Source organism: Pedococcus sp. P3_C7 (assembly GCF_056402615.1).
Map to the genome: position 1 here is coordinate 584,035 of NZ_JBFUHC010000001.1, position 25,703 is coordinate 609,737.

General features: G+C 70.7%; 25 protein-coding genes and 1 pseudogene. 16 read left to right on the top strand and 10 right to left on the bottom strand.

Annotation, left to right across the window (positions count from 1 at the left end; translation table 11 throughout):
• Positions 1-20 precede the first annotated feature (20 nt).
• Positions 21-869 (top strand): sterol desaturase family protein, encoded by an 849-nt coding sequence (locus AC1DS4_RS02760; protein ID WP_477632155.1) that lies wholly within the window; start codon positions 21-23, stop codon positions 867-869.
• Here AC1DS4_RS02760 and AC1DS4_RS02765 read toward each other — a convergent pair.
• The 3 genes from AC1DS4_RS02765 to AC1DS4_RS02775 all read right to left on the bottom strand — a co-directional run bounded on the left by AC1DS4_RS02765 (position 796) and on the right by AC1DS4_RS02775 (position 4,973).
• Positions 796-3,471: an AMP-binding protein gene (locus AC1DS4_RS02765; protein ID WP_477632156.1), complete on the bottom strand. Its 2,676-nt coding sequence runs from the start codon at positions 3,469-3,471 to the stop codon at positions 796-798. The genes AC1DS4_RS02760 and AC1DS4_RS02765 overlap by 74 nt on opposite strands.
• A gap of 86 nt (positions 3,472-3,557) precedes the next feature.
• Positions 3,558-3,965, bottom strand: coding sequence for a DUF3054 domain-containing protein (locus AC1DS4_RS02770; RefSeq protein ID WP_477612917.1), 408 nt, complete (start codon positions 3,963-3,965; stop codon positions 3,558-3,560).
• An 18-nt stretch (positions 3,966-3,983) separates the two neighbouring features.
• The gene (locus AC1DS4_RS02775) at positions 3,984-4,973 is read right to left on the bottom strand and encodes a ribose-phosphate diphosphokinase (protein ID WP_477612918.1); all 990 of its coding nucleotides are present in this window, start codon (positions 4,971-4,973) and stop codon (positions 3,984-3,986) included.
• Between the two features lie 153 nt (positions 4,974-5,126).
• On the opposite strand from AC1DS4_RS02775, the gene dop reads away from it, so the two are divergent.
• From dop to prcA, 4 genes are all read left to right on the top strand, one after another.
• Positions 5,127-6,644: a depupylase/deamidase Dop gene (gene dop, locus AC1DS4_RS02780; RefSeq protein ID WP_477632157.1), complete on the top strand. Its 1,518-nt coding sequence runs from the start codon at positions 5,127-5,129 to the stop codon at positions 6,642-6,644.
• Between the two features lie 69 nt (positions 6,645-6,713).
• Positions 6,714-6,920, top strand: coding sequence for a ubiquitin-like protein Pup (locus AC1DS4_RS02785; protein WP_056914404.1), 207 nt, complete (start codon positions 6,714-6,716; stop codon positions 6,918-6,920).
• Complete coding sequence (gene prcB / locus AC1DS4_RS02790; RefSeq protein ID WP_477612920.1) at positions 6,917-7,744, top strand: proteasome subunit beta; 828 nt, start codon at positions 6,917-6,919, stop codon at positions 7,742-7,744. The genes AC1DS4_RS02785 and prcB overlap by 4 nt, the downstream gene beginning before the upstream one ends.
• On the top strand, positions 7,741-8,562 hold the full coding sequence (prcA, locus tag AC1DS4_RS02795; RefSeq protein ID WP_477632158.1) for a proteasome subunit alpha: 822 nt from the start codon (positions 7,741-7,743) through the stop codon (positions 8,560-8,562). Before prcB ends, prcA begins: the two co-directional genes overlap by 4 nt.
• Positions 8,563-8,659: 97 nt before the next feature.
• On the opposite strand, the gene AC1DS4_RS02800 is transcribed toward prcA, so the two are convergent.
• The 5 genes from AC1DS4_RS02800 to AC1DS4_RS02820 form a co-directional block, all read right to left on the bottom strand.
• Positions 8,660-9,295 carry a peroxiredoxin gene (locus AC1DS4_RS02800; RefSeq protein ID WP_477632159.1) on the bottom strand — a complete coding sequence of 212 codons (636 nt, stop codon included), beginning with the start codon at positions 9,293-9,295 and terminating at the stop codon, positions 8,660-8,662.
• A 49-nt stretch (positions 9,296-9,344) separates the two neighbouring features.
• Positions 9,345-10,280, bottom strand: coding sequence for an alpha/beta fold hydrolase (locus AC1DS4_RS02805; protein WP_477612923.1), 936 nt, complete (start codon positions 10,278-10,280; stop codon positions 9,345-9,347).
• A gap of 130 nt (positions 10,281-10,410) precedes the next feature.
• On the bottom strand, positions 10,411-11,403 hold the full coding sequence (locus tag AC1DS4_RS02810; RefSeq protein WP_477632160.1) for an NAD-dependent epimerase/dehydratase family protein: 993 nt from the start codon (positions 11,401-11,403) through the stop codon (positions 10,411-10,413).
• 76 nt (positions 11,404-11,479) lie between these two features.
• Entirely contained in the window at positions 11,480-12,655 is a 1,176-nt protein-coding gene (locus tag AC1DS4_RS02815; protein WP_477632161.1) for a hypothetical protein, read from the bottom strand.
• Positions 12,648-14,207: a coiled-coil domain-containing protein gene (locus AC1DS4_RS02820; protein WP_477632162.1), complete on the bottom strand. Its 1,560-nt coding sequence runs from the start codon at positions 14,205-14,207 to the stop codon at positions 12,648-12,650. Before AC1DS4_RS02820 ends, AC1DS4_RS02815 begins: the two co-directional genes overlap by 8 nt.
• 64 nt (positions 14,208-14,271) lie before the next feature.
• Here AC1DS4_RS02820 and pafA point away from each other — a divergent pair, with 64 nt between their 5' ends.
• The 3 genes from pafA to AC1DS4_RS02835 all read left to right on the top strand — a co-directional run bounded on the left by pafA (position 14,272) and on the right by AC1DS4_RS02835 (position 17,140).
• Positions 14,272-15,639, top strand: coding sequence for a Pup--protein ligase (gene pafA, locus AC1DS4_RS02825; protein ID WP_477612927.1), 1,368 nt, complete (start codon positions 14,272-14,274; stop codon positions 15,637-15,639).
• 105 nt (positions 15,640-15,744) lie between these two features.
• Positions 15,745-16,695, top strand: coding sequence for an FKBP-type peptidyl-prolyl cis-trans isomerase (locus AC1DS4_RS02830; RefSeq protein ID WP_477612928.1), 951 nt, complete (start codon positions 15,745-15,747; stop codon positions 16,693-16,695).
• A 58-nt stretch (positions 16,696-16,753) separates the two neighbouring features.
• Positions 16,754-17,140, top strand: coding sequence for an FKBP-type peptidyl-prolyl cis-trans isomerase (locus AC1DS4_RS02835; RefSeq protein ID WP_477612929.1), 387 nt, complete (start codon positions 16,754-16,756; stop codon positions 17,138-17,140).
• Between the two features lie 33 nt (positions 17,141-17,173).
• On the opposite strand, the gene AC1DS4_RS02840 is transcribed toward AC1DS4_RS02835, so the two are convergent.
• Complete coding sequence (locus AC1DS4_RS02840; protein WP_477623820.1) at positions 17,174-18,319, bottom strand: DUF3866 family protein; 1,146 nt, start codon at positions 18,317-18,319, stop codon at positions 17,174-17,176.
• 52 nt (positions 18,320-18,371) lie between these two features.
• Here AC1DS4_RS02840 and AC1DS4_RS02845 point away from each other — a divergent pair, with 52 nt between their 5' ends.
• From AC1DS4_RS02845 to AC1DS4_RS02875, 7 genes and pseudogenes are all read left to right on the top strand, one after another.
• Positions 18,372-19,361, top strand: coding sequence for a helix-turn-helix transcriptional regulator (locus AC1DS4_RS02845; RefSeq protein ID WP_477623768.1), 990 nt, complete (start codon positions 18,372-18,374; stop codon positions 19,359-19,361).
• Positions 19,358-20,371: a helix-turn-helix transcriptional regulator gene (locus AC1DS4_RS02850; RefSeq protein ID WP_477623767.1), complete on the top strand. Its 1,014-nt coding sequence runs from the start codon at positions 19,358-19,360 to the stop codon at positions 20,369-20,371. Before AC1DS4_RS02845 ends, AC1DS4_RS02850 begins: the two co-directional genes overlap by 4 nt.
• Before the next feature lie 10 nt (positions 20,372-20,381).
• Positions 20,382-20,693, top strand: a complete 312-nt coding sequence (locus tag AC1DS4_RS02855; protein ID WP_477632163.1) for a hypothetical protein — start codon at positions 20,382-20,384, stop codon at positions 20,691-20,693.
• Between the two features lie 72 nt (positions 20,694-20,765).
• Positions 20,766-21,053, top strand: a complete 288-nt coding sequence (gene tatA / locus AC1DS4_RS02860) for a Sec-independent protein translocase subunit TatA (protein ID WP_477612934.1) — start codon at positions 20,766-20,768, stop codon at positions 21,051-21,053.
• Between the two features lie 32 nt (positions 21,054-21,085).
• Complete coding sequence (tatC, locus tag AC1DS4_RS02865; RefSeq protein WP_477612935.1) at positions 21,086-21,892, top strand: twin-arginine translocase subunit TatC; 807 nt, start codon at positions 21,086-21,088, stop codon at positions 21,890-21,892.
• Between the two features lie 9 nt (positions 21,893-21,901).
• Positions 21,902-22,822 (top strand): diacylglycerol/lipid kinase family protein, encoded by a 921-nt coding sequence (locus AC1DS4_RS02870; protein WP_477632164.1) that lies wholly within the window; start codon positions 21,902-21,904, stop codon positions 22,820-22,822.
• A 10-nt stretch (positions 22,823-22,832) separates the two neighbouring features.
• Positions 22,833-23,330: pseudogene (locus tag AC1DS4_RS02875) on the top strand (DEAD/DEAH box helicase); the annotation flags it as partial.
• Here the strand turns inward: AC1DS4_RS02875 and AC1DS4_RS02880 are convergent.
• Positions 23,282-23,545, bottom strand: a complete 264-nt coding sequence (locus AC1DS4_RS02880) for a hypothetical protein (protein WP_477645982.1) — start codon at positions 23,543-23,545, stop codon at positions 23,282-23,284. The pseudogene AC1DS4_RS02875 and the gene AC1DS4_RS02880 overlap by 49 nt on opposite strands.
• Before the next feature lie 80 nt (positions 23,546-23,625).
• On the opposite strand from AC1DS4_RS02880, the gene AC1DS4_RS02885 reads away from it, so the two are divergent.
• Positions 23,626-25,593 (top strand): DEAD/DEAH box helicase, encoded by a 1,968-nt coding sequence (locus AC1DS4_RS02885; RefSeq protein ID WP_477645983.1) that lies wholly within the window; start codon positions 23,626-23,628, stop codon positions 25,591-25,593.
• The last annotated feature ends 110 nt before the right edge of the window (positions 25,594-25,703 follow it).

The following is a 25,703-nucleotide window of genomic DNA, read 5'->3' on the forward strand; positions in this document are numbered from 1 at the left end:
TCTGGGTAACATCGTGGTCCATGGACCACCTGCTCGAGGACCCGGCGTTGCTCGCCGTGCCGTTCTTCGTTCTGTGCATCGTGCTGGAGCTGGTCGCACTGCGGGTGCTCGAGACGGACGAGGACGCGCCGCGGGTGGGGTACGCCAGGCAGGACTCGGCGGCGAGCCTGTCGATGGGCGTCGGCTCGGTCGTCGTCAACCTCGGGGCGCGGGCGCTGGCCCTGCTGGGCTACGCCGCCCTGTATGCCGTGACGCCCCTGCGCCTCGACCCGCGTGACTGGTGGACCTGGCTCGTCGCGCTGCTGCTCGTCGACCTGCTCTGGTACTCCTACCACCGCAGCAGCCACCGGGTCCGCGTGCTCTGGGCGATGCACCAGGCCCACCACAGCAGCGTCCACTTCAACTACACGACCGCCCTGCGGCAGAAGTGGAACCCGTGGGGCGAGCTGCTGTTCTGGGTGCCGCTCCCGCTGCTGGGGCTGCCCCCGTGGATGATCTTCTTCGTCTTCTCGCTCAACCTGACCTACCAGTTCTGGGTGCACACCGAGACGATCCCCAAGCTGTGGCGTCCCATCGAACTCGTCTTCAACACGCCCTCCCACCACCGGGTCCACCACGCCAGCGATGCCGAGTACCTCGACCGCAACTACGGCGGGATCCTCATCGTCTGGGACCGGCTCTTCGGGACGTTCCGCGAGGAGCAGCAGCGCCCGACCTACGGCCTCACCCACCCCGTCACGACGTTCAACCCGTTCAGGTTGCAGTACGCCGAGTTCGCGCTGATGTTCCGCCAGGTCAGAGCAGCGGGTCGCTGGCGCGACCGGCTGGGCTACCTTTTCGCCCCACCCGGGTGGGCACCCCGGTCGTGAACGCGGTCGTGAACCCGGTCCTGAGGCCCGGACGGGAGCGCAGGGCGCGGCGCGCGCTCGCCTCGAGCCAGGTCCACATGCGGCAGTAGGCGATCCCGACCGCGAGGCAGCAGGCCATCGCGAGCACCGAGCTCGTCCCCATGATGCGCGGGTAGACCACGAAGTGGGTGAGGTAGACGAACAGCGACGCGGTCGCGACCTGCGATGCCGCGCGGCCGACGAAGCCTGGCACCCTCGCGGTCGGGAACCAGATGAGCGCGAGCAGCCCGACGATGATGGTCACCTCGCGCCCGGGCATGCTCGGCCAGAAACCGGGCACCGTGAGCACCGGGATGGCGGACACGAGGACCCGCTGCCAGGTGGTGGAGGCGCGGGCCGCGGCCCAGCCGGTCGCAAACAGCCAGACGAGCACGTAGGCGTTCGCGCCCCGGTAGGGCCCGGCGTCCGGCACCACCACGGCATACCTCGTCAACAGGCCCAGGCCCATGAGCGCGACGGGGAAGGCGAAGGGCCACCGCCGCTCCCACCGGTCCACAGCAGGAACCGCCATGAGCACGGCCGTGCCGACGAGCAGCGACGTCACCGCCTCGATGAACCAGAAGTGCCAGTGGTCGGACCAGCGCCCCCAGTCGCCGAGCACCTGGTTGAGCATCAGGACGTTGCGCCAGTCGTACGTCCCGGCCACGAGCGCGACGACCCCGATCCACGCGGCGCTCGGCAGCACCACGCGGGCGACGCTGCGCCCGATCCCGCGGACCCGTTCGCCGCGCGGGCGTGAGGTCAGCTGGAAGCGGGCGACGTTGTAGCCGACGAGGGCGAGCAGGGTGTGGGCGCCACCGGGCACGAACGACAGGTGGGTGTGGTTGGCGAGGATGAGCAGGATGGCGAGGGCTCGCACCAGGACGGTGGTGTCGACGGTGTGCAGCCGCCGGCCAGGACGCCTGCGGGCAGGCTCCGACGCGGCCAGCTCGCCGGGGGACAGCAGGTGCCAGCCGTCGGGAAGGGTGTGCAGCAGCGCCTCCAACCGAACCGACACCTCGACGTAGGACAGCGAGTCGCCGCCGAGGTCGACGAAGCTCGTCGTCGTGTCGGCGCGCGGCGCCGCGAGCAGCTCGCGATAGAGGGTCACCACCGCGTCGGTTCGTTCCTCGGCGGAGCGCGCGGCACCACCAGCGAGTCCGTCGGCCTCGGCCGCGCCAGCCCGGTGAGCTCCGATCAGCTCCGCCATGCCGCGATAGTCGGGCTTCCCCGTGGGGAGGCGCGGAGCCTCCAGCCCGTCGAGGACGACGACTCCGGACGCGGGTATGCCGTGCCGCCGGGTCACCGTCTCCGTCACCTCGGGCCCGGCGCCCACCGCCGTCGCGAGGACGCCGACGGCGTCGCCGAGGTCGACGCAATGCGCTTCGTGGCCGGCATTGGCGAGGTCACGCTCGACCTGGTCGAGGTCGATGCGCAGACCCACCACCTTGGCGAACCGGCTCCGGCGGCCGACGATCTCGACCAGGCCGTCAGGGCCGAGGCGGGCGAGGTCGCCGGTGCGCAGCTCGTGCACCTCGCGTCCCCGCGACAGGTCCAGCACGGACTCGGCATAGCCCAGCATCACGTTGGGTCCGGAGTACACGAGCTCGCCCAGCCCGCAGTCGAGGTCGCTGAGCGGGTCGAGGCGGAACGAGCCGCCGGGCACGGGCAGTCCGACCGTCTCGGGCCTGGTCTCGAGCAGGTCAGGGGGCAGCACGGCCATGCGCGCGGTTGCCTCGGTCTGCCCGTACATCATGAAGAGGTCCCAGCCCCGCTCCCGACCGAGGGCGGCATACCGCCGCACCCTGTCCGACGGCAGCCGGCCGCCTGCCTGCGTGACCACCCTCAGGGTGGGGTGCGCGCGGTGGGCGAAGCCGCTGCGGTCCAGCAGGTCGAAGCTGTGGGGGACGCCGGCCAGGGTCGTGGCGCCGACGTCGTCGAACAGGGTCCAGAAGCAGGGGTCGACGACGGACAGGTCGGTGAGCACCACGGCAGCCCCCGCGCTCAGGTGGCTGTGAAGGACGGACAGCCCGTAGCAGTAGTGCAGCGGGAGGCTGGTGATGGCCCGGTCGCTGCTCCGCACGCCGAGCGACTCGGCGATGGCGGTGGCGTTGCTGTCGAGGTTCTCGTGGGAGAGGCGCACCAGCTTGGGGGAGCCGGTGGAGCCGCTCGTCGTGAGCAGCAGGGCAAGGTCGGCGTGCAGGTCGTGCGCGGCGCCCGCGTGACGCGAGACCACCTGCCACCCGGAGTCCCCGCGCCCGGCGACGACGTCGGGGTCGTAGGCCTCGATCAGTCCGTCCAGGTGCTGGAGGCGGTCGCCGGGGGCCAGCAGTGGGACGTGTCCGGCGTGGAGTGCGCCGAGGTAGGTGACCAGTGCCTCGACCGAGTTCTCGGCGGCAATGAGGACCAGACGCCGTCCGGTGCCCAACTGGGCACCGGCGCCGGCCACGAGGGCAGCGAGGTCCGCGTAGGTGAGCGTCGTGCCGGGGGAGAGGAGGACCGCGGTCGCCTCGCCCCTGTCCGCCAGCGTCGCGACGAAGTCGACGCGGTGGCGCTGTGGTGCAGACAGGAGATCGGCGGTCACGCGGGGATGGTATTAGGTAAGCCTTACCAAACTCAAATGGCGTTCACAGTGGCGTCACAGAGAGGGGCGGAGCGTTCACGCGACCGTCAGCGGCGCGCCGCCGCCCTGTCGGCCCAGCGGTTCAGCCCCTCCTGAACGAAGCGGAACACCTCGACGGCGCAGCGCCAGCCGATCAGGAACAGGCCCAGCGTGAGCAGGGTGACCACGCCGAAGCTCCAGGCGAAGCCGCCACCTGTGGCGACGCGCAGCCCCAGGCCCAGGGCGACCGTGACCAGCCAGACCGTGGTGGAGCCGGGCATCCGGACCGGCCAGCCGCCACGCCGGTGGGCGATGGCCCACCCCACGAGCAGGGCCGCCACGAACGGCCAGGCGACGGCGAGGACGCCAGTGACGGTGACACCCTCCGCGTGGCTGATCCGTCCGACGGTGGCGAAGAGGAGGACGAAGGTCAGGTCGACGAGCAGGGCGAGCCGGGCAGACCCCGGTGCCCTCACGAGGCCCTCACCGAGATCTCAGACATGGACCTTGTCGAACAGGGAGGCCTGAGGTGGCGCATGGGTGGGGTCGACGCCGTCGAACAGGCTGCTCACCGACTCGCCGGCGTGGATCCGCTTGATCGCCTCCGCGAACAGCTGCGAGACCGAGCGGACCCGCAGCTCGGGCCAGTGACCGGGAGCGGGGACGGTGTCGGTCGTGACGACCTCACCGACCATCGGGTGCTCCCTGAGGCGCTCAACCGCCTTGCCGGCGAACAGGCCGTGGGTGCAGGCGACGTCGGCACGCGGGCAGCCGAGGTCTGCCAGCCGGTCCAGCAGCTCGACGATCGAGCCTCCGGTGGCGATCTCGTCGTCCAGGATGATGGCGCGCTTGCCGGCGACGTCACCGACGATCGAGTCGATGATGACCCGGTCGTCCGCGAGGCGTTGCTTCGACCCGGCTGCGACCGGGAGTCCCAGGAGTCGCGCGAACTGGGTGGCCGTCTTGGCGTTGCCGAGGTCGGGGGAGACCACCACCGAGTTCTCGAGGTTCGCCCCCCGGAAGTGGTCGGCCAGCACGCCGATCGCCGTGAGGTGGTCCACGGGCACCGAGAAGAAGCCGTGCACCTGCGGTGCGTGCAGGGTCATCGTCAGGACCCGGTCCACGCCTGCCGCCACCAGCATGTCGGCGACGAGGCGACCCCCGAGCGAGATCCGGGAAGCGTCCTTCTTGTCGGAGCGGGCGTAGGCGTAGTGGGGGATGACCGCGGTGATCTGGGCGGCCGAGGCTCCCCGGGCCGCGTCGATCATCAGGAGCAGCTCCATGAGGTGCTCCTGCGTCGGGGGCACCAGCGGCTGCACGATGTAGACGTCGCGCTGGCGGCAGTTCGCGAGCAGCTGCGCCTGGAGGCAGTCGTTGCTGAACCGCTTGATCTCGGCAGGGGACAGCCGCACCCCGAGGGCCTCGCAGATGCGTTGGGCCAGGGCGCGGTGCGCGTTCCCGCTGAAGACCACGATGTCGCGCAATGGCACTCCTGGTGGCTGGGTGTCCGGCAATGAGGTCTTGGTGCGAGCCTAACCCTCCTGGGCGCGCTGTGGCGCGCGCAGGCGGCATACCCGTGGCAGCAGGGCTGGTCCGGCGGGTCTCGCCTAGGGTGAGTCCATGAGCGTGAGCCAGGTATGACGGTCCGCAGGGTGATGGGGGTCGAGACCGAGTACGGCATCTCGGTGCCCGGGGACCCGGCCGCCAACCCGATGATCCTCTCGGGGCAGGTGGTCAACGCCTACGCGTCGGCCCAGGGGATCAGGGCCGCCCACGCGTCGTGGGACTACGCCGACGAGGCGCCGCTGAGGGACGCACGTGGGTTCGAGATGGGACGCGGCGTCGCCGACGCGAGCCAGCTCACGGACGAGGAGGATCCCACCCTCGCCAACGTGGTGCTGACCAACGGCGCTCGGCTCTACGTCGACCACGCCCACCCCGAGTACTCCTCGCCCGAGGTGACCTCTCCCCGGGCCGCGGTCGCCTTCGACCGGGCCGGCGAGGCGATCATGGCCGAGTCGGTCCGCCGGCTCTCCCAGTTCCCTCCCGGGGTGAACCTGTACAAGAACAACACCGACGGCAAGGGCCAGTCCTACGGCACGCACGAGAACTACCTCATGCGTCGCGAGACCCCGTTCACCGACATCGTCCGGCACCTGGTGCCGTTCTTCGTGGCTCGTCAGGTCATCACCGGCTCCGGCAGGGTGGGCATCGGCCAGGACTCCCGCACCGCCGGCTACCAGCTGAGCCAGCGCAGCGACTTCTTCGAGGTCGAGGTGGGTCTGGAGACCACGCTCAAGAGGCCGATCATCAACACCCGCGACGAGCCGCACGCGGTGGCCGACCTCTACCGCCGCCTGCACGTGATCATCGGGGACGCCAACCACTGCGACGTCGCCAACCTGCTCAAGCTCGGCACGACGTCGCTGGTGCTGGCCATGATCGAGGACCGCGCCATCGACGTCGACCTCACGGTGGCGCGCCCCGTCGCGACCCTGCAGGCCGTGAGCCACGATCCGACCTGCACGGCCATGATCGAGCTGCGGGACGGCACCAAGCTCACCGCGGTGCAGCTGCTCTGGCGCTACCACGACCTCGCGGAGCGCTACCTGAAGGACAGGTATGCCGGTGAGCTCGACAGCGACACCGCCGAGGTCATGCGGTGGTGGGCGATCGTGCTGGACCGACTCGAGCGTGATCCGCGTGAGGCCGCTCGCGAGCTGGACTGGGTGGCCAAGCAGCAGGTGCTGCAGGGCTACATCCACCGCGACGGCCTCGACTGGACCGACTCCCGGCTGCGGGCCATCGACATCCAGTGGTCCGACGTGCGCCCCGACAAGGGGATCTTCCACAAGCTCCGGGCCGCCGGAAGGTTCGAGGAGCTGGTCACCGAGGACGTCGTCCTCGATGCCGTCCACGAGCCGCCGGTCGACACCCGGGCCTACTTCCGCGGGAAGTGCCTGGAGAAGTACCCCGACCAGATAGCGGCCGCGTCCTGGGACTCGGTCATCTTCGACATCCCGGGTCAGACCTCACTCCAGCGGGTCCCGATGCTCGAACCGTTGCGGGGCACCAAGGCGACCGTCGGTCCGCTCCTTGACCGCAGTCCGGACGCGGCCACCCTCTTGCGTGAGTTGGCGTCCGCATCGGGATAGGTTCGGACTAGGTTCATGTGCAGCGGCTCGTCCGCGAGCTTCGAGAATCACGAGTGAGAGGTCACGCCAATGCCCAGCCAAGAGCAGAGCCGACCACAGCGACGCGACGACGCTCCCGACGAGGCGCCCGAGCCCACTCCCGCAGCGCCGGAGGCGACGGCCCGCAAGGAGAACCTGGACTCCGACATCGACAGCGTCCTCGACGAGATCGACGGCGTCCTGGAGTCCAACGCTGAGGAGTTCGTCCGCGGCTTCGTCCAGAAGGGCGGCCAGTGACCACTGGCGCCGACGCGGGGAAGCTCCCCGCGGCATACCTCTCGGCAGGGTCGTCCTCGTTCACCGAGTTCGTCGGCGCCCACGCCCCCCAGCTGCTGCCCTCACGACGCGTCCTGCCGCCCGGCAGCACACTGGAGGCCCCGCACGGCACCACCATCGTCACGGCGACCTTCGACGGTGGCGTGGTGATGGCGGGTGACCGCCGGGCCACGATGGGCAACATCATCGCCAACCGCGACATGGAGAAGGTCTTCGCCGGCGACGAGTACTCCGCCGTCGGCATCGCCGGCACGGCCGGGATCGCGATCGAGCTGGTCAAGCTCTTCCAGGTCGAGCTCGAGCACTACGAGAAGATCGAGGGCACGCTGCTGTCGCTCGAGGGCAAGGCCAACCGGCTCGCGTCGATGATCCGGTCCAACCTCGGCATGGCCATGCAGGGACTGTCGGTGGTGCCGCTGTTCGCCGGCTACGACCTCGACCGCGAGCTCGGCCGGATCTTCTCCTACGACGTGACCGGCGGCTGCTACGAGGAGCACGACCACCACAGCGTCGGCTCGGGCTCGCTGTTCGCCCGCGGCGCACTCAAGAAGGTCTGGCGACCGGGCCTGTCCGCCGACGAGGTCGTCAGCGTGGTCGTCGAAGCGCTCTACGACGCCGCCGACGACGACTCCGCCACCGGTGGACCCGACGTCGGCCGTCGGATCTGGCCGACCGTCGCCGTGGTGGGAGCCGAGGGCGTGCGGTTCGTCGGCGACGACGACCTGCGCACGGTCGTCGAAGCCGTCATCGCCGCCCGTCAGGGCAACCCAGGAGGTGCCCGATGAGCAGCATGCCGTTCTACGTCTCGCCCGAGCAGCTCATGAAGGACCGGGCTGACTACGCCCGCAAGGGAATTGCGCGCGGTCGGTCGGTCGTCGTGCTCGGCTACGACAAGGGGATCGCGTTCGTCGCCGAGAACCCTTCCCGGGCGCTGCACAAGGTCTCCGAGATCTACGACCGGATCGCCTTCGCTGCCGTCGGCAAGTACAACGAGTTCGAGAACCTCCGCGTCGCGGGAGTCCGGTATGCCGACCTGCGCGGCTACTCGTACGACCGCACCGACGTGACCGCTCGCGGTCTGGCCAACGCCTACGCCCAGACGCTGGGGACGGTGTTCACCCAGGAGTCCAAGCCCTACGAAGTGGAGATCGTCGTCGCCGAGGTGGGCAGCACCGCGGACGAGGACCAGATCTACCGGCTCACCTACGACGGTTCGGTCGCCGACGAGCTGGGCTTCGTCGCCATGGGTGGCGCAGCCGAACCCATCGAGACCGCGCTGAAGGATCGCTGGACCCCGGGGTTGTCGCTCGCGGACGCCCTCAGCCTCGCGGTGGAGCTGCTCGGGCAGGACCCTGCCGGTGGTGCCTCGCGGACCCTGACTGCCGCCCAGCTCGAGGTGGCCGTGCTCGACCGCGAGCGACCGCGCCGAACCTTCCGCCGGATCGGCGGCGGGCTCCTCGATGCGCTGCTCAGCACCGAGGACCCGACCAGCGACGCCCCTGCTGAGGACGACCCCACACCCGGGCGCCACGACACCCTGACGGGTGAGGGAACGCCCCGCGACGAGTCCAGCAACCCGCAGACCCAGCGCGCCCAGGAGTAGGGGAGAGCCAAGGAGTAGGGGAGAGCCAGGGAACGACGATGCCGCGCAGGCCCGGGAACGGGCCGACGCGGCACACGCGTTCGAGGTGGGACCGCCGTCAGGCCGTCGGTGCCTCGGCGTAGCGCAGGTAGGGCTTGACGACCTCGACGCCCTTGAACCGCGCCTGCGCGTCCTCGGTGGTGACGGTGGGGGCGACGATGATCCGCTCGCCCGCCTTCCAGTCGGCGGGGGTGGAGAACGGGCCGGCGTCGTTGACCTGCAAGGCGTCCAGCGCGCGCAGGATCTCGTCGAAGTTGCGGCCGGCGCTCTTGGGGTAGGTCAGCGAGAGGCGGACCTTGCCCACCGGGTCGATGAGGAAGACCGAGCGGACCGCGGACGTGTCTCCCGCGCCGGGGTGGATCATGTCGTAGAGCTCGGCGACCTGGCGGTCCTTGTCAGCGACGATCGGGTAGTCGACGGCAGCACCGGAGACCTCCTCGATGTCGGCCTTCCAGGCGGTGTGGTCCTCGAGTGCGTCCACGGACACGGCGAGAACCTTGGTGTTGCGGGCTGCCCACTCGTCCTTGAGCTGGGCGACGCGGCCCAGCTCGGTCGTGCACACGGGGGTGAAGTCGGCGGGGTGGCTGAACAGCACTGCCCAGCCGTCGCCCTTCCAGTCGTGGAAGCTCAGCTCGCCCTCGGTGGTCTCGGCAGTGAAGTCGGGGGCGTCGTCGCCCAGTCGCAGCGTGGCCATGACGGTCCTCTCAACGGTAACGCGAAGTTTGTCGTGACCAAACATGCCGTTACTTGACCGAGGAGTGGATGGCCCGTCCGGATGCTGGTACGCCGCCGACCCCGGCAAGACCCGCAACGGCCTCGGCGATGAGGCCCACTGCGGTCGGCTCGAGCAGGACGCCGTAGTGGTCCCCAGCCAGGCCGGTGACCGCGACATCGTCGGGCAGGCGGGCCCCCGCGATCTGCTCGAGGGAGTAGAGCCCCTGGTCCTGGCCGAGTGGCCCCCGGGAGGCCCAGAGCAGGTGGGCCCGGCACTGGAGGGTGTGCACGGCGCTGAGCGTCGCGGGGTCGCTCATCAGGTCGGCCCAGTCGGCCCGCACACACTCCAGCGAGCTGGTCGACCGCATGGCTCCCTGGGGCCCGTCCAGGTCGTGCAGCAGGTAGGCCGTCAGGTCAGCGCCGGACGCCGAGTCCAGCAGCGGGCCCATCACCGGATGGGCAGCCCAGTGGCGCAGGTAGGCGGACTGGTCCTCGAAGGTCATCGACAGGCGGCCCATCGCCGGCCCGATGATGCCGTGCAGCACCTCGTCGACGTCGAAGGTGCCGGGGGAGGGAAAGGCCAGGCCGCCGTCGACGAGGACCACGCCGCGCACGCGTTCGGGGTGCGTGGCCGCCGTCAGCGCGGCGGCGAAGCCACCCATGGCATGACCTGCGAGGGTCGCCGATGCGGATCCGAAGTGGTCGAGCACCCGTATGACGTCGGCGACGTGGTCGGCCAGCCCGGTCGAACGCAGCGCCGCGCTCTCGGCACGGCCGCGCATGTCCGGTGCGATCAGGGTGACCCGTCCGGCCAGCGCGCGAGCCACGGGCACCCAGGCCAACGCGTTCGAGGAGATGCTGTGCAGGGCCACGACGACGGGCGCTCCGGGCAGAGCCTCGGCCAGGACGTGCACCATGAGGTGGCCACCGTCGACGGGAACCCGTTCGGTGCGCTCCGCCAGCACGATGCCCCCAGTCTGGTGATCGGTCGGGACAGCGACGTTACGCAGACAGGGACTGGCGTGACATGGCGACGCGGACCACATCGACGAGCCGCGGGTGTGCCGGCGCACCACCTGCGACGGGCCGGGTCCCCTAGGCGCGGGCGTCGGCGAGCAGGTCGAGCTCGTCGGCCACCGTCAGGCCGGCCTTGCGGGCACGACCGGGACCGGACGCGACCTCCCAGGCGAGGGTGTCGCTCAGGGTCTCGGCCAGGGGGCGGCTGGTGAGTCCCAGGGCTTCGGCGGCGGCGGTGCTCCGGGCCATGAACCCGGCATGCTCGGGCACGGGCAGCCACAGCGGCAGGCTGCGTTCGCCGGACCAGGGCTGCACCTCGTGTGCTGCAAGCCAGTCCTGGTCCACCCCCACGGTCTCGCCACGGTGACCCGCGACCTCCCGCGCCGTCTCGAGGTGGTCACCCAGGGGCAGCACCGGGCCACTCACGTTGACCACGCCGGTGGTGCGGTCCAGGCCCGCCCGGACGAGCCACCCGGCGAGGTCGCGGACGTCGAGGACCTGGGTGGCCACCTCGCTGTCCGGCACCAGGACTGCCCCGTCGGGGCTGGCGGGATGGGCGAACCGCAACGGCCAGTATCCAGTGCGGTCAGTGTGGTCACCGGGCCCGGCGATCAACCCTGACCGGGCGACGAGCGCCCTGTCGCCGACCTGGGCGAGGATGCTGCGCTCACAGGCCGCCTTGCGACCGCCGTAGGTCTCCCAGCCCTCGTCGTCGGCCACGTGGGCGGGGAGAAGCTCGGCGCTCTCGTCAGCTCCCGCCACGTCACTGCTGGCGTAGACCGAGGCCGAGGACACGAACACCCACGAGGCGGTGCGCGCCGCCAGCGCCTCCAGGGCGCCGGCGACGTGGCTCGGCTGGCGGGCGACGTCAACGACGACGTCCCAGGCGCGACCGGACACGTCGTCGTATGCCGCGGGGTCGCCGCGATCTGACCGCACCACCTCGACGCCCGGTGGCGGCGGGCCGGAGGCTCCTCGGGCGAGGACGGTGACGTCCTGGCCGAGAGCGAGGGCGGCAGCGACCACCTCACGACCGAGCCAGGCGGTCCCACCGAGGACGAGCAGCGACATGCCCCCACGCAACCAGCGGGCGTGGGGGCATGTCGAGCGGTTGTGCTGACGGCGTAGCGGGCGTCCTGCAGCCGACTCAGGCGCGGGTGCTGGCGCGTTCGTCCACGTCTGCCTCGGCGTCGGCGTCGTCCTCGTCGCCTTCGTCGTCGTCGGAGGCGTCGGCCGAGTCCTCGTCCGCATCGCCGTCGGCGGAGTCGGACTGGTCGACGGCTGCGTCGCCCACGGTGTCGACGTCGGCGTCGACATCGTCCTCGGCCGGGGCGGCCTTGGCTTCTGCTCCAGCCTCGGCTCCGGCAGAGGTGACGGGCTGAGCCGCCTGCTCGTCGTGGTCCCCGAACGCCTCGGCGATGGCGCCACCGCCGAGGGTTGCCAGCATCTGGCGGACGTTGCTCAGCTGCGCCGTGATGCTGTCTCGTCGCGCGGTCGCGGCGGAGAGCTCGCGCTCGGAGTCACGACGGATGCGCTCTGCCTGCTCACGGGCCGCGCTCACGAGCTGCTCGGCCTCGGCCTTGGCGGCGTCCAGGGCGCGCTGGCTCTCACTGAGGCTGTCCGCGTGGGCCCGGTCGCTCTCGGCAGCCAGCGTCTCGGCACGCTCCTGGGCCTGGGTGAGGGCGGTCTCGTGGGCGGCCATCTGGGCGGAGAACTCTGCTGCGGCCTTGTCGCGGCGCTGGCCGAGGGTGGCCTCGAAGTCCGCGGCAGCGGAGGCGGCCCGGGCACGCTGGTGCTCGTAGAACGCCTCGGCCTCCTCGCGACGGGCAGAAGCCTCGCGGTCGGCGTCGTCGAGGATGCTGTCCGCCTGCTGCTTGGCCTTCTCCACGACCTGGGTGGCCTGCGCCTCGGCCTTGGTCCGGACGTCCTCGGCGTATCGGTCTGCCTCGGCCCGAGCGCGGTCGGCCTCGAGGGTGGTCGTGCCCTTGAGGGTGTCGGCGTCGGTCTTCGCATTGCTGCGGATCTCGGCTGCCTCCTCGTCGGCCAGGCTCAGGATGGTGCCGATCCGCTCACCGAGGTTGGCGTAGGTGGGGGCGGCCGCCTTGCTGTGCTCCTCCCGGAGGCTGGCCAGCGTCGTTGCCGTGCCGGCCTGCTCCTCCTGGACGCGGGCCAGCGCTGCGCGCAGCTCGCTGACCTCGACAGTGCGTTCGGCGGCCTCCTGTCGAGCCTGGTCCAGGGCGCCTGCGTGTTCGGCGCGCCACTGGTCGACCTGCGCCGGGTCGTAGCCGCGCAGGACGCTGCGGAAGGAACTGGTGTCACTCATGGTCGGTCCGTTCTTGGTGGGGGGAGGGGTCTTCGCTGGTGGGAGTGTCGGTGGAGGTGTCGGTTTGGGCGGAGGTGTCGGCAGAGGTGTCGGCGGACGTGGTGGAGGGCGAGGTGTCGGTCGTGGAGGTCTCGGCGACGCGGTCCGGCACGGACAGCGCGTCGATGACCCCGGAGAGATGGCCGAGCTGGGTGGTGATGTCCTGCCGGCGCGAGGCCAGGGCCGCCACTTCGGCGCGGGCGCGCTCGAGCATCGCGTGGGCCTCCTCACGCACCCGGTCGGCGTCGGCGCGGGCGGCGGCGGTGGTGGTCACGAGCTCCTCCCGTGCCTGACGGTGCGACTCGTGGGTCTCCCGCTGGAGACGCTCGATCTCCTGGGCCGTGCGTTCCCGGACCAGGCGCGCCGCCTTGTCAGCCTCGTCTAGCCGGCGGGCTGCCCGCTCGTCGGCAGCCCGTTCGGTCTCGGCTGCGCTCGCCCTCACCCGCTCTGCCTCCGCAGCGGCGGCTGCGGTGGTGCGCTCGGCCTGGGACTGCGCGGCAGCCATCACGGCTTCGGCCTGGGCTCGCAGGCTGTCGGACTCGAGGCGCGCAGACTCCCGCTCGGACCGGGCGCGGTGCGCGGTCTGGGCCAGCGACGTCTGGATCAGCTGACGACGGGACCGCATCCGCGCGGCGAGCTCACGGTGGGTCTCCTTGCGCATGCGGCTGACCTCGGCCTCGCCCTCGTCGAGGATCCGGCGCACCGTGTCCTGCCCCCACTTCAGGTGCTCCTCGGCCTGCGCCATGATCTCGCTCGCCTCGGAGCGGGCGCGGTCCACCCGCGCATCCGCGTCGACCTGGGCCTGCTCGACGAGCTCGGCCGCACGCGCCGCGGTCTCCTCCTGGTGGATCGCCGCGGCACCGATCATGCGCTCGGACTCGACCTGCGCGTCCTCCCTGAGCTTCGCGGCCGCAGCCGTGGCCTCCTCGAGCAGGGCGGCACGGGCCGCCTTCTCCTGCTCGTCGCGCTCCGCGAAGTGGCTGTCCATCTTCTCGACGCCAGCCGCGAACGCGGCGTCGCGCTCGGTCTGGTGCGCGGCATACCGGGCCATTGCTGTGTCGTAGTCGGTCTGCGCGCTGGTGCGCAGGGCCTCGGCGCGGGCGTTTGCCTCGGTGAGGACAGCGGAGGCCTCGGCGCGAGCGGAGGTGACCGCCTCGTCGCTGGTCCTGGTGGCGGACTCCGTCAGCATGGACGCCTGCTCGGTGGCGTCCTCCACCAGGGACTCCGCCTCGCGGGTCGCCTCGGCGAGCGCGCGACCGGCCTGCTCGCGGTCCCTGACGGCGTCCGCGTGCTGCCGCTCGGCGTCGTCGAGGAGGCGTTGGACCTCATCGCGGATGCTGGCGGCCTCCGCGCGAGCAGCAGCTAGGACCTGGTCGGTCTCGGCTCGCATGGCATCGGCGTAGGCCTGGGCACGTTCGAGGATGGACTGGGTGTGCCGCGTCAGGTCGCCCACCTGGGTGGTGGTCGTACCGGCGACACGGGTCCCCGCGTCCGTAGCGTGGGCGTCGGGCATGCGCCCATCTTCCCACGCGTGGCGTGACCCGCAGCCCGAGACCCCGGAAGCCTAGAGTGTGGGCATGGACCGGCGGATCTTCGGCATCGAGAACGAGTACGGCATCACGTGCACGTTCGAGGGTCAGCGCCGCCTCACCCCCGACGAGGTGGCGCGCTACCTGTTCCGCAAGGTCGTCTCGTGGGGGCGCTCGTCAAACGTCTTCCTCTCCAACGGCAGTCGGCTCTACCTTGACGTCGGCTCGCACCCTGAGTACGCCACCCCGGAGTGCGACCACGTCCGCCAGCTCGTGGTTCACGACAAGGCGGGCGAGCGGATCATCGAGGGCCTGGTCGCCGACGCCCAGGACCGGCTCGCCGAGGAGGGCATCGAGGGCGAGATCTACGTCTTCAAGAACAACACCGACTCCGCGGGCAACTCCTACGGCTGCCACGAGAACTTCCTCGTGGGCCGGGCGGGGGAGTTCCAGCAGCTCTCCGACGTGCTCATCCCCTTCCTCGTCAGTCGTCAGATCACGTGTGGCGCCGGCAAGGTGGTCACGACGTCGAAGGGCGCGACCTACTGCGTGAGCCAGCGGGCCGACCACATCTGGGAGGGAGTGTCCTCGGCGACCACCCGTAGCCGCCCCATCATCAACACGCGCGACGAGCCGCACGCCGACGCCGAGCGCTACCGCCGCCTGCACGTCATCGTCGGTGACTCCAACATGAGCGAGACCACGACCATGCTCAAGGTCGGGTCGGCCGACCTCGTGCTGCGGATGATCGAGGCCGGGATGGTGGTGCGCGACCTCACCCTGGAGAACCCGATCCGCGCGATCCGTGAGATGAGTCACGACATGACGGGGCGCAAGACGGTCCGCCTCTCCAACGGACGTGAGCTCTCCGCCCTCCAGATCCAGACCGAGTACCTCGAACGAGCCCAGGCGTTCGCCGACCGCGAGGGCCTGGAGGACCCGATCCACAAGCAGGTCCTCGACCTGTGGGAGCGGACCATCCGGGCGGTCGACACCGGCAACCTCGGCCTGGTCGACACCGAGATCGACTGGGTCATCAAGCACAAGCTGATCGCCGGCTACATGGCCAAGCACGACCTGCCGATGGAGCACCCCAGGATCGCCCAGCTGGATCTCGCCTACCACGACGTCAACCGTGACCGGGGGGTCTTCTACGTGCTCCAGAAGCACGGGCGCGCGGCCCGGATCACCACCGACCCAGAGGTCTTCGAGGCCAAGACCGTGCCTCCACAGACGACCCGGGCCAAGCTGCGCGGCGACTTCATCAAGGCGGCGCAGGAGCACCGTCGCGACTTCACCGTCGACTGGGTGCACCTCAAGCTCAACGACCAGGCGCAGCGCACGGTCCTGTGCAAGGACCCCTTCGCGGCGGTGGACGCCCGCGTGGACCGGCTGATCGAGGGCATGCGCGGGTGAGCAGCGGGGTATGCCGCGTGGGCGGCATACCGGCGAATCGGGTATTGCCAGCGGCCACGGTTATGGTGGTCGCTGGTTCCCCGCCCCCAGCGAAAGTTCTCCATCGTGCATCTGCGTCGTTTTCCCGCCCTCACGGCGGTCGCCCTGGCCGCAACCCTGGCCCTGACCGGCTGTGGTGACGCCAAGGACACCAAGACCTCCGTGCTCGACAAGATCACGGTGACGGGCGGCAGCGACACCACGGCCCCCACGGTGACGGTCAACCCCAAGCCCCTCTCGGTGACCGAGACCACCACCAAGGTCGTCAAGCCCGGCACCGGTGCACAGGTCAAGGGCGACGAGATCGTCAGCCTCAAGTACGTCCTGCTGAACGGCAAGGACTCCTCGGTGCTCGACACGAACTTCGGCAAGCAGAACCTCGGCCTCAACCTCGGTGCGGCCGACCTGCTGCCAGGCCTCAAGAAGGGACTCCTGAACCAGAAGATCGGGTCCCGCGTCCTGGTCGCCATGCCGCCCAAGGACGCCTTCGGCACCCAGGGCAACACCGAGATCAAGGTCGGCGGGACCGACACGGTGGTCTTCCTCATGGACGTCCTGTCGGCGACCAAGCCGCTGGCTTCCGCCGAGGGCAAGGAGGTCAAGCCGGCTGCCGGGCTGCCGGCGGTGAAGGTCGAGGGCAACGACAAGCCCGCCACCATCACGATCCCCAAGGGCGCCAAGCCGCCGACCAAGACCGTCGGGCAGCTCCTCATCGAGGGCGCCGGCGCGAAGGTGCAGGCAGGCCAGACGATCCGCGTGACCTACACCGGCGCGCTCTGGAAGGACGGGTCGGTCTTCGACTCCTCCTCCAAGACGCCGAACAAGTACTTCGAGACCTCGATCGGCACCCAGCAGGTCATCAAGGCCTGGGACACCCAGCTCGTCGGCAAGACCGTCGGCAGCCGCGTTCTCATGGTGGTTCCGCCGGCCGACGGCTACGGCGCTGCCGGCAGCCCGCCGAAGATCAGCGGCACCGACACCCTCGTCTTCGTGGTCGACATCCTCGCGGCCTTCTGACGTCACCTGACACCGCTTCACCCACCCCCAGTTCTCACCCTGCGAAGGAGCATGACCCATGGGTTTCGACCCCAACACCACCAAGCCCGAGATCGACTTCCCCGGCGACGCGGCGCCGACCGAGCTGGTCATCGAGGACCTCACCGAGGGCGACGGCCAGGAGGCCGGGGCGGGTGACACCATCTCGGCGCACTACGTCGGAGTGGCCCACTCCACCGGCGAGGAGTTCGACGCCTCGTGGAACCGTGGAGCACCCCTGGACTTCCGCCTCGGCGTCGGCCAGGTCATCCGCGGCTGGGACGAGGGCATCGTCGGCATGAAGGTCGGCGGTCGTCGCAAGCTGGTCATCCCGGCCCACCTCGCCTACGGCGACCGCGGTGCCGGCGGCGCGATCAAGCCCGGCGAGACCCTGATCTTCGTCGTCGACCTGGTCGACGTCCGCTGAGGCCGAGCCAGACCGCGCGCTGAAGCCAGCGCGTCAGCTCTCCAGCAGCCGGGCGGCATGCCGCCCGGCTGCTGCGCTGTACAGGAACGCCGCGTGGTCCTCGTCGAGGCCACGGCCCATCGTCGAGAGCCTGACGGGAGTCGCTCTCAGGGCTGCGTCGAGCCCGTCCGGGTCGACACTGCGGACCGTGAGCGCACCCTGTGCCGTGCGCGCGAGGGTGTGCGCCTGGTCGGCGACCAGGGCGCCGAACTCATCGCCGGTCGCGGGGACCGGCAGGTCCGCGGTGACCAGGCAGATGCGCCCGTATGCCGTGGTGCTGTGGTGGGAGATCCCGCGGTGCCGTTCCCTGGCGTCCGCGTCCGAGACGCGGAGCGCGGCCACGCCGCGGCCCCCCAGGGTGCCGACCGCGTTGAGCGCCTCGCCCGCCGCGACCCCGGTGTAGCCCCAGGTCGTGCCCGTGCCGACGTTCCCCGGGCCCTGGATGACGATGGCGATGTCCGCGCCGAGCACATGCTTCGCGGCCAGCAGACCTGAGTGCAGGGTGACTGCCTCGTGCTCGCCGCCGTAGGCCTGCCCGACCGTCACGGTTCCGGCCAGCCAGCCGTGCTCGGTGAGGGTCGCGACGTTGCGGGAGAACGCGATCGGCAACGCCCCGCCGTCGGTCATGAGGTAGACGCATCGCGCCTCGGGACGGTCGACCCTGATCCCCGCGAGGATGGCGGGCAGCGCTGAGTGGAGGTCGGCCACGACGACCGGCATGCCGAGCAGGTCACCTGCCGTGGCGAGCGCGCCCGTCATCACGGCGTGGTGCGGGCTGTCCTGTTCGTCGACGGCCATGAACATCTGCTGCTGGGGCGTGTAGCGGGCCTTGACGATGTGCCCTGCGGAGGCCTCGGGGTCGCTGGGCAGGCGGTCGGGCGCGGCGACGATGAAGGCGAGCCCGCCGGTCCCGAGCCCTCGCAGCAGCGCCGAGGCGTTGAGCAGCACCCGGTCGCCGACCTGCGGCTCACCCACGAGCGCGGTGTAGGCCAGGGCCCGCACCAGGGTGTCGTCGAGCGTGTCGTCGGCGATGTCGTCGGCGGTGTCGGAGCCGGCTCCACGCAGCCGCACGGCATACTCCACCGCGCCCGGCCACCGGCCACGCACCTGCTCGACCGTTCCCTCGCGCCACTGCATCACGACACGCAGACTAGCCACGGGGCGTGCCTGCCACTCGGGTAGCGTCGGGCGGGTGAGTTCACCCACCGGTCCGGCGGCCAAGACAGAGCGACTGCTCAACCTCGTGCTGTGCCTGCTCTACACCCGTCGGCCCCTACCCAAGTCGCGGATCCGTGCTGTCGTCCCGCAGTACGGCGACGCGGTCAGCGACGAGGCCTTCGACCGGATGTTCGAGCGCGACAAGGACGAGCTCCGCGAGCTCGGCATCCCGCTCGTGACGGAAGACATCGGTGGGGCCTGGGACGACGAGGTCGGCTACCGGATCGACCAGCGCGAGTACGCCTTGCCCGACATCACCTTCGAACCGGACGAGCTCGCCGTGCTCGGCCTGGCCAGCCGCACCTGGGCGCACGCCTCGCTGGCCGGTCCGGCAGCCCAGGCACTGCGCAAGCTCAAGGCGGCGGGGATCGAACGCGACGGCGACTCCCTCATCGGGATCGAGCCGCGCCTCGGCACCAGCGAGCCGGCGTTCGACCCGGTCAAGAACGCCGTGGTCGGTCAGCGCACGATCACCTTCGGCTACCGCACCGGTGGTCAGGGCGAGGTCAACGCGCGAACGGTCCAGCCGTGGGGGCTCGCCTCGTGGCACGGCCGCTGGTACCTCACCGGTTTCGACCTGGACCGCGAGGCGCCGCGGGTCTTCCGGTTGTCACGCATCGACGGCGACGTCGCCGAGGTCAAGAAGGCTCCGGCGTATGCCGTGCCGGCCGACCACCGGGCGCAGGAGATGATCCGCAACTTCGTCGGGGAGCAACCGACCCGCGACGCGGTCGTCAGGGTGCGGGCCGACCGGGGCAACAGCCTGCGCCGACGTGCCACGAGCACCACCGACCTGGGGGAGTGGAGCGAGCTGGTGGTGCCGTTCGGCGACGACGACGCGTTGGCCGACGAGGTGAGCGGCTACGGCGCGGACGTCGTCGTCGTGTCGCCGCCCGAGGTGCGTGAGCTCGTGGTCGAGCGGCTGCGCGGTGCGCTGTCCGCCCACAGCGGGGGCGCAGCATGACCCCGCCGCCCAAGAGGGCTCGCACCGTGCCCGAGACCGCCACCGACCGACTCGCGCGACTCCTCACGATGGTGCCCTGGCTGGTCGCCCGACAGGGGATCGACCTGGGCCGGGCCGCGGCCGAGCTCGGCATCACCGTCGACCAGCTCGAGACCGACCTCCGGTTGCTCTACCTCTGTGGCTACGGCCAGATGCCCGACGAGCTGATCGACGCGCAATGGGAGAGCGGCAGGGTGTTCGTCACCAACGCCGACACCATCGCCCGGCCGCTGCGGCTCGGGCGCGACGAGGCACTCACCCTGATGGTCGGACTGCGGGCCCTCGCGGCCGTGCCGGGACTGGGGGAGCGTGACGCGATCGAGCGCGCCATGGCCAAGCTCGAGCAGGGCACGGGTGCCAGCGCCGAGGCGGCCGCCCGGGTCGAGGTCGCGATCAGCGAGGGCGTGGAGGCAGACCTGCTCGCCGACGCCCGCCGCGCCGTCGAGGGGCACCGTCGGGTGCACCTGCGCTACCTCGTGCCCAGCCGGGACGAGGCCACCGAACGCGACGTCGACCCCATGCGCGTGGTCAACCTGGACTCGCGGTGGTACCTCGAGGGCTGGTGCCACCTGGCCCAGGACACGCGAACGTTCCGCATGGACCGGATCGCCCGTCTCGACGTCCTGGACGTCGACGGGACTCCCCCTGCCGATGCCCAGCTGCGGGATCTCGACGCGGGTGCCTTCACCCCACGGCCGGACGACACGCTGGTCACGCTGCTGCTGCAGCCCGGCGCGACGTGGGTCAGCGACTACTACCCGACCGAGTCGGTCGAGACTGCCGCCGACGGGTCGCAGACCGTCACACTGCGCACCGCCGACACGCTCTGGCTCCGACGCCTGCTGTGGCGGCTGGGGGGACGCGGTGTCGTGGTGTCGCCCCCGGAGGTGGCGCAGGCGGTGAGCGAAGGGGCGCAGGCCGCCCTCGCGGCATACGGAGCGGACGCGAACCCACCCACCACGGGCGGGTAGGGTCGACGCCGTGTGGTGGTGGGTTCTCATCTGGGTGCTGCTCGTGGTCATCGCGGCGGCCTACCTGGCGACCCGCGCGTGGGGCGTCTGGGGGCAGTTCAAGGAGCTGACCGCCGAGGTGCGCCGTTCCTCGGAGACCGTCGCCGCCCTCCAGGCGGAGACGAGCCGACTGGGGGAGAGCCCGCGGGCGCCGCAACCCGACGTGTTCGGGGACCCCCGCCAGCTGCGCCGGGAACGAGACGCCACCCGCGCGTCGTTGAAGCACCAGCGGCGCGCCCGTCAGGCCGCGCGGCGTCCCAGCTGGGCCAGACACCTAGACTGAGGCCAGAAGGCCCGGCAGAGGCAGGGCAGCACCGTCACACTGGCCACGACGTGGTCGAGAGGAATGAGTCACATGGGTCGCGGATTGTTCGAAGGCTGGCACATCATCATCCTGCTCGTGCTCCTCGTCGTGCTGTTCGGCTTCAAGCGGCTCCCGGACGCAGCCCGCTCGATCGGCCGGTCGATGCGCATCTTCAAGTCCGAGGTCCAGGAGATGAAGACCGACGGCAAGTCCGCAGCGAGCAGCGACACCGTCAAGGGCGAGGCCATCAAGGATCCCGAGGCTCCTGCCGCTCCCGAGGCTGCCAGCCCGATCCGTGAGGACCGTCCCCGCACGGACAACTCCTCCGGCGCCTCCTAGTCCGACCCGTCACCGCACCAGTCACCTCGACCATGGCGTTCCGGCGTGCCCGCAATCCCGACGGGCGCATGTCGCTCGGCGACCACCTGCGTGAGCTCCGCCGACGCTTCCTGATCTCCGCTGTGACGGTCCTGCTCGGTGGCGTGCTCGGCTGGATCATCTACCCGCAGGTCTACGGCAGGCTGGCCGCGCCGTTCAACGACTACAAGGCTGCCCACCCCACGAGTGTCATCAACCTGAACTTCGGGACCGCCACCGCTGCCTTCTCCCAGCAGGTGAGCCTGTCGATCTTCGTCGGGATCATCGTGTCGAGCCCGGTGTGGCTCTACCAGCTGTGGGCGTTCATCGTGCCCGGGCTGACCAAGAAGGAGCGGCGGATCTCGCTGGCCTTCATCGGAGCGACGGTCCCGCTCTTCCTCGCCGGGTGTTCCATGGCCTACTACGTCCTGCCCAAGGTGCTCGCGGTCCTCTACGGGTTCACGCCTCCTGGGGCGTCGAACATCCAGCAGGTCAGCGAGTACTTCTCCTTCGTCACGCGGTTCATCCTCGTCTTCGGCCTCGCCTTCCTGCTGCCGGTCTTCCTGGTCGCACTGAACGCGATCGGCATCCTGCCGGCCAGGGCGATGATCAAGGCGTGGCGCCCCGCCATCTTCGGGATCTTCGTCCTCTCCGCCATCGCGACGCCGACACCGGACGCCTTCACGATGTTCCTGCTCGCCATCCCGCTGTGCGTCCTCTATGCCGCCGCGATCGGGGTCAGCAAGCTGATCGAGCGTGGCCGGACCAAGAACCGGCCGAAGTGGACCGAGGTGCCCGACGACGAGGCGTCGGCCCTGTAGCCTCCGCGCGTGAGTCCGAACCCATCCACCGTGAAGAAGCGCATCGGCCTGGTGGTCAACCCGACCTCCGGCAAGAACCGCGGGATGGCACTCGGCATCGAGGTGGCCCAGCGGATGCGGGCGGCCGGCCACGAGGTGCTGGACCTCTCGGACGAGTCGTATGCCGCGGCGCGCGACCGCGCCCTCGGCGCCATCTCCCAAGGCCTGGACGTGCTGGCCGTGGTCGGCGGTGACGGCATGGTGCACCTGGGTGTCGACCTCGCCGCCGAGACCAAGACGACGCTGGCCATCATCGCCGCCGGGACCGGGAACGACGTCGCCCGCGGCCTGGGCCTGCCGGTCCACGACCCGGTGCGCGCGGCCGACCTGGTCAGCACGGGGATCCCCCGCACCATCGACGCCGTCCGCCACGTCGACGCCCATGGGGGCCGACACTGGTTCGTGGGGGTCCTCGGGGCCGGCTTCGACTCGGTCGTCAACGAGCGCGCCAACACCTGGCCCTGGCCCAAGGGCAACATGCGCTACAACCTGGCGATCCTGCGCGAGCTCCCGCTGTTCAAGGCGATTCCCTATGTCGTGACGATCGACGGCGTGCGACACGCGACCCGCGCCATGCTCGTCGCGGTGGGCAACGGCCCCAGCTACGGCGGCGGGATGCAGGTCCTGCCCGGCGCCAGGTTCGACGACGGGCTGCTCGACGTGCTGATCCTGCACCAGATCAGCACGCTGGAGTTCCTCAAGGTCTTCCCCAAGGTCTTCAAGGGCGCCCACGTCACCCACCCCGCGGTGGAGATCATCCAGGGGCGCTCGGTGACGCTGGAGGCAGAGGGCATCGTGGCCTACGCCGACGGGGAGCGGTTCGCCCCGCTGCCGATCACCGTCGAGGTGGTCCCCGGCGCGGTGACGGTGCTGGCGCCTGCCGCCACGTAGGCTCGGGAGCATGTCGACGCCCGCTGAGCGATTCGCCGCAAGCGCCAGCCGCGCGGCATACGAGAAGTCTCGGTTGGCCGCCTTCGCGGCGACGGTGGACTTCCCCCTCGACGACTTCCAGGTGCAGGCCTGCGAGGCCGTGGAGGCCGGGCGCGGCGTGCTCGTCGCGGCGCCCACCGGGGCAGGCAAGACCATCGTGGGCGAGTTCGCGGTGTTCCTGGCCCTCGCCACCGGGCGCAAGGCGTTCTACACGACCCCCATCAAGGCGCTGTCCAACCAGAAGTACAACGACCTCGTGAAGCGTCACGGTGTCAAGAACGTCGGGCTGCTCACCGGGGACTCCTCGATCAACGGCGAGGCTCCCGTCGTCGTCATGACGACCGAGGTGCTCCGCAACATGATGTATGCCGGGTCGTCGACCCTGCACGGGCTCGGCTTCGTGGTCATGGACGAGGTGCACTACCTCGCCGACCGGTTCCGCGGCGCAGTGTGGGAGGAGGTCATCATCCACCTGCCGCAGGACGTGCAGGTCGTGTCGCTGTCCGCAACCGTGAGCAACGCCGAGGAGTTCGGCGCCTGGCTGTCGGAGGTGCGCAGCGGCGTCGACATCATCGTGTCCGAGCACCGCCCCGTGCCGCTGTGGCAGCACATGATGGTCTCGCAGTCGATGTACGACCTGTTCGTCGACGAGGCGTCCGCGCCGGTCACGGGACGACGGCGCACGCCACGGATCGCAGTCGGACCGGCACAGCCGCGGTGGGCGGGGGCCTCGCGGCCCCGGCGGCGGCTACGGCGGGCACGGCATGGCCCGCAGCTCGGGCGGGCGCCCCGGTGGGGGAGCGACCCGTTCCGAGGTCGTCCAGCGGCTCGAGCGCGAGGGGCTGCTGCCGGCCATCACCTTCATCTTCAGCCGGGTGGGGTGCGAGGCCGCCGTCGGCCAGCTGCTGCGCGACGGGGTCCGGCTGATCACCGAGGCCGAGGGCGACCGGATCCGGCGCACCGTCGAGGAGCGCGTCTCCGCGCTGGCCGACGAGGACCTCGGCGTGCTCGGCTACTGGGACTTCGTGGACGGCCTGACGCGTGGGTTCGCGGCGCACCACGCCGGCATGTTGCCGACGTTCCGCGAGATCGTCGAGGAGCTCTTCACGGCAGGGCGGATCCGCGCCGTCTTCGCCACCGAGACCCTCGCACTCGGCATCAACATGCCCGCGCGCACGGTCGTCATCGAGAAGCTCGTGAAGTTCAACGGCGAGACCCATGCCGACATCACCCCCGCCGAGTACACCCAGCTGACCGGACGGGCCGGGCGTCGGGGGATCGACGTCGAGGGCCATGCCCTGGTCCAGTGGAACCGCGGGATGGACCCGCTCGCCGTGGCCGGACTGGCGTCCACCCGCACCTACCCGCTGAAGTCGTCCTTCCGGCCCACCTACAACATGGCCGTCAACCTCGTCGCCCAGGTCGGGCGCGAGACCGCCCGCGAGATCCTCGAGACCTCCTTCGCCCAGTTCCAGGCCGACCGCGCCGTGGTGGGGATGGCCAGGGCCGTGCGCAAGAACGAGGAGGGCCTCGAGGGCTACGGCGAGGGCATGGCGTGTCACCTCGGCGACTTCAAGGAGTATGCCGCGCTGCGCCACGAGATCGCGCGCCTCGAGAAGGAGGGGGCCAAGGTCCGCTCGGCGAGCAACCGGGCGCAGGCAGCGGTGTCGCTGGAGGCGTTGAAGATCGGGGACGTCATCAAGATCCCGTCGGGTCGCCGCGCGGGCTACGCCGTCGTCGTCCATCCCTCCAAGTCCTACCGGGGAGAGGTGCCGGCTCCGACCGTGGTGACCGAGGACAAGCAGCTCCTCAAGCTGACGCTCGTGGACGTCCCGACGCCGGTCGAGGCGATCGCGCACGTCAAGGTGCCGCCACACTTCAACTCCAAGAGCCCGAAGGCCCGCCGCGACCTGGCGACCTCACTGCGGATCGCCGTCCCCTACGACCCCCCGCCCGGCCGCTCGCGCGACCACGCGGCATACGCGGGAAGCGCTGAGGACGAACGCATCTCCGAGCTGCGCCGCCAGCTCAAGGCGCATCCCTGTCACCAGTGTCCGGACCGCGAGGACCACGCCAGGTGGGCCGAGCGGTGGTGGCGGCTCAAGCGCGAGACGCTCGGGCTGCAGCACAAGGTGGAGGGGCGCACCAACTCGGTCGCCCGCACGTTCGACCGGATCTGCACCCTGCTCGGGGAGATGGGCTACCTGTCCGACAGTGGTGACCTCGTGACGCCGCAGGGGGAGAACCTGCGCCGGCTGTACACCGAGAAGGACCTGCTGGCCGCTGAGTGCCTGCGGCTGGGGGTGTGGAAGCGGCTGGACCCGGCCGGCCTGGCGTCGATCGTGTCGGCCCTGATCCACGAGCCGCGTCGCGACGAGACCGACCCGTCACCCCGGATGCCCAACGAGGACGTCGCCGAGGCGGTCCGTGAGATGAACCGGCTCTGGTCGGTGCTGGAGGACCGCGAACGCGAGCTCGGGCTCCCGCTCACCGGTGACCCCGATGCCGGGATGGTCTGGATGATGCACCGGTGGGCGAGCGGTCGTCAGCTGGAGGAGGTGCTTCGGGGGTCGGACATGGCCGCTGGTGACTTCGTGCGGCGGTGCAAGCAGGTGGTCGACCTGCTCGGTCAGATCGGCGACGCGGCACCCGAGCCGACCCTGCGCGCCACGTCGCGCAGGGCCATCGACGCCGTCATGCGCGGCGTGGTCGCCGCCGACCGCCTCGACTGAGCGCTCTCGGGTGGGCACTTTCGGGCGAGTGGCCGATTTCCCGGGCACAGGTGCGCCCCTCCCTCCGAACGACCGGGCGAGTGGCCGAATGTCCACCGTCGACGCCTGAC

What these genes read in the sequence shown, in the direction of transcription:
- AC1DS4_RS02835 (WP_477612929.1), top strand. Translation starts at nt 16,754, where the DNA reads ATGGGTTTCGACCCCAACACCACCAAGCCCGAGATCGACTTCCCCGGC.
- tatA (WP_477612934.1), top strand. Translation starts at nt 20,766, where the DNA reads ATGGGTCGCGGATTGTTCGAAGGCTGGCACATCATCATCCTGCTCGTG.
- AC1DS4_RS02820 (WP_477632162.1), bottom strand. Translation starts at nt 14,207, where the DNA reads ATGCCCGACGCCCACGCTACGGACGCGGGGACCCGTGTCGCCGGTACG.
- AC1DS4_RS02760 (WP_477632155.1), top strand. Translation starts at nt 21, where the DNA reads ATGGACCACCTGCTCGAGGACCCGGCGTTGCTCGCCGTGCCGTTCTTC.
- AC1DS4_RS02885 (WP_477645983.1), top strand. Translation starts at nt 23,626, where the DNA reads ATGGCCCGCAGCTCGGGCGGGCGCCCCGGTGGGGGAGCGACCCGTTCC.
- AC1DS4_RS02800 (WP_477632159.1), bottom strand. Translation starts at nt 9,295, where the DNA reads ATGGCCACGCTGCGACTGGGCGACGACGCCCCCGACTTCACTGCCGAG.
- AC1DS4_RS02810 (WP_477632160.1), bottom strand. Translation starts at nt 11,403, where the DNA reads ATGTCGCTGCTCGTCCTCGGTGGGACCGCCTGGCTCGGTCGTGAGGTG.
- prcA (WP_477632158.1), top strand. Translation starts at nt 7,741, where the DNA reads ATGAGCAGCATGCCGTTCTACGTCTCGCCCGAGCAGCTCATGAAGGAC.
- dop (WP_477632157.1), top strand. Translation starts at nt 5,127, where the DNA reads ATGACGGTCCGCAGGGTGATGGGGGTCGAGACCGAGTACGGCATCTCG.
- tatC (WP_477612935.1), top strand. Translation starts at nt 21,086, where the DNA reads ATGGCGTTCCGGCGTGCCCGCAATCCCGACGGGCGCATGTCGCTCGGC.
- AC1DS4_RS02850 (WP_477623767.1), top strand. Translation starts at nt 19,358, where the DNA reads ATGACCCCGCCGCCCAAGAGGGCTCGCACCGTGCCCGAGACCGCCACC.
- AC1DS4_RS02815 (WP_477632161.1), bottom strand. Translation starts at nt 12,655, where the DNA reads ATGAGTGACACCAGTTCCTTCCGCAGCGTCCTGCGCGGCTACGACCCG.
- AC1DS4_RS02785 (WP_056914404.1), top strand. Translation starts at nt 6,714, where the DNA reads ATGCCCAGCCAAGAGCAGAGCCGACCACAGCGACGCGACGACGCTCCC.
- pafA (WP_477612927.1), top strand. Translation starts at nt 14,272, where the DNA reads ATGGACCGGCGGATCTTCGGCATCGAGAACGAGTACGGCATCACGTGC.